The following is a 1508-nucleotide window of genomic DNA, read 5'->3' as shown; positions in this document are numbered from 1 at the left end:
AAATTGCATTTTTCGGTTCTCCAGAAGATCTGAGAAAAGAGGCTGAAGGTAAGGTTTGGCGGATGAAAATACACAGTGATGAGCTACCTATAATAGACAAAATATATCCAGTTATTACCACTGTACCTTCGGGAACGGGATGGGAAGTACAGGTTGTTGCCGATGAGATTGTGGGATACGATGCAGAGCCATATCCGCCCAATCTTGAACACGCATATGTTTACTTTATGGAGAAAAAGCTAAACCGTTGGGTTGAAAACTAAATTATATAAACCTTTAACATGTCCATATTATTTAATATAAATTCAGTTGCAAAGTACGAGAGCAAATTGCTCATGCGTAGTTGGTTTTATCGTATTTTCATGATATTGGCAGTTTTATTTATATGCATTTTCAACTTTGGGTCACTTGTCTTTCAGAGTGGTGGTGGAAATTGGCTGATGAAATCATTACCTGCCAATATTCCATATATTAATCTGATGTTATTAAATACTGGACAGGCTATCATTGCTGTTTTCCTTTCGTCGGAATTTTTGAAATCGGACAAAAAACTTGACACCTCCGAGGTGTTTTATGTCCACTCATTAAGTAATGCGGAATATGTGATTGGTAAGATCTGGGGTAACATGCGGGTTTTCCTTCGTTTGAACCTTTTTGCAATTGTTTTAGTGGCTTTATTCAATTTTATCTCCGGTGTCTCGATAGATTGGACGGCTTATATCATCTATTTTGTACTGATTTGTATTCCCACTCTGATTTATATATTTGGCTTATCAATTGCACTTATGCTTATTCTAAAAAGCCAAGCTATTACTTTTATCTTTTTACTGGGTTATATTGCGCTTACCCTCTTTTATGTAGGAGACAAGTTTTATTACTTGTTTGACTATATGGTTTATAACCTACCCTTAGTGAAATCTACAATAGTTGGGTTTTCAAATTGGTCAACACTTATTAATCACCGCATGATTTACTTTATGCTTGGATTGGGATTTATCTGCCTTTCAATTTTTCTGTTCAGAAGGCTCCCTAATTCAAAAACAGGAAAATATCGCTGGCTTTATTTATCATTTTTATTTTTTGCTTCAGGGTTATGGGCATCTTATAATCATGTAGGAACTATCTTAAAAACTGAAAACAGACGTCAAACATTTATCGATGTAAACAACCAGTATGTGAACAAGCCGAAGATGGTAATCGACCAATATGATATCGATCTAAATCAGCATTCACAAACTGTATCTACTGAAGTTAAGATGCATGGAACAGCCTTAAGTCAATCAGCTATTTTCACTTTTTGTTTGAACCCTGGATTAAAAGTGAACGAAGTGACAGAAAACGACAAAGCACTCTCATTTATCCGTGATCATCAAATATTACTCATTGATTTTGGACGTGAAGTTGCGTTAGGAGATTCCGTCAGTTTTAAACTGAAATATAGCGGCGCGATTGATGAGAGTTTTTGTTATTTGGATATTCCATCCTCGATTTTACAGGAAGGATTTGGT

General features: G+C 35.6%; 2 protein-coding genes. Both read left to right on the top strand.

Features of this window, described 5'->3' with window-relative positions:
- Positions 1-263 (top strand): hypothetical protein (locus VNJ50_RS00310; RefSeq protein ID WP_325577944.1); only part of this gene is annotated, 263 nt, incomplete at its 5' end.
- Between the two features lie 18 nt (positions 264-281).
- On the top strand, positions 282-1508 hold a 1227-nt coding region (locus VNJ50_RS00305; RefSeq protein ID WP_325577942.1), incomplete at its 3' end, for an ABC transporter permease.

The sequence above is a fragment of the Gelidibacter sp. genome (assembly GCF_035577925.1).
In the GTDB taxonomy this organism is placed as follows: Bacteria; Bacteroidota; Bacteroidia; order Flavobacteriales; family Flavobacteriaceae; genus Gelidibacter.
Note: the sequence above shows the minus strand (reverse complement) of the source record. Positions and strands in the feature narration are given on the sequence as shown.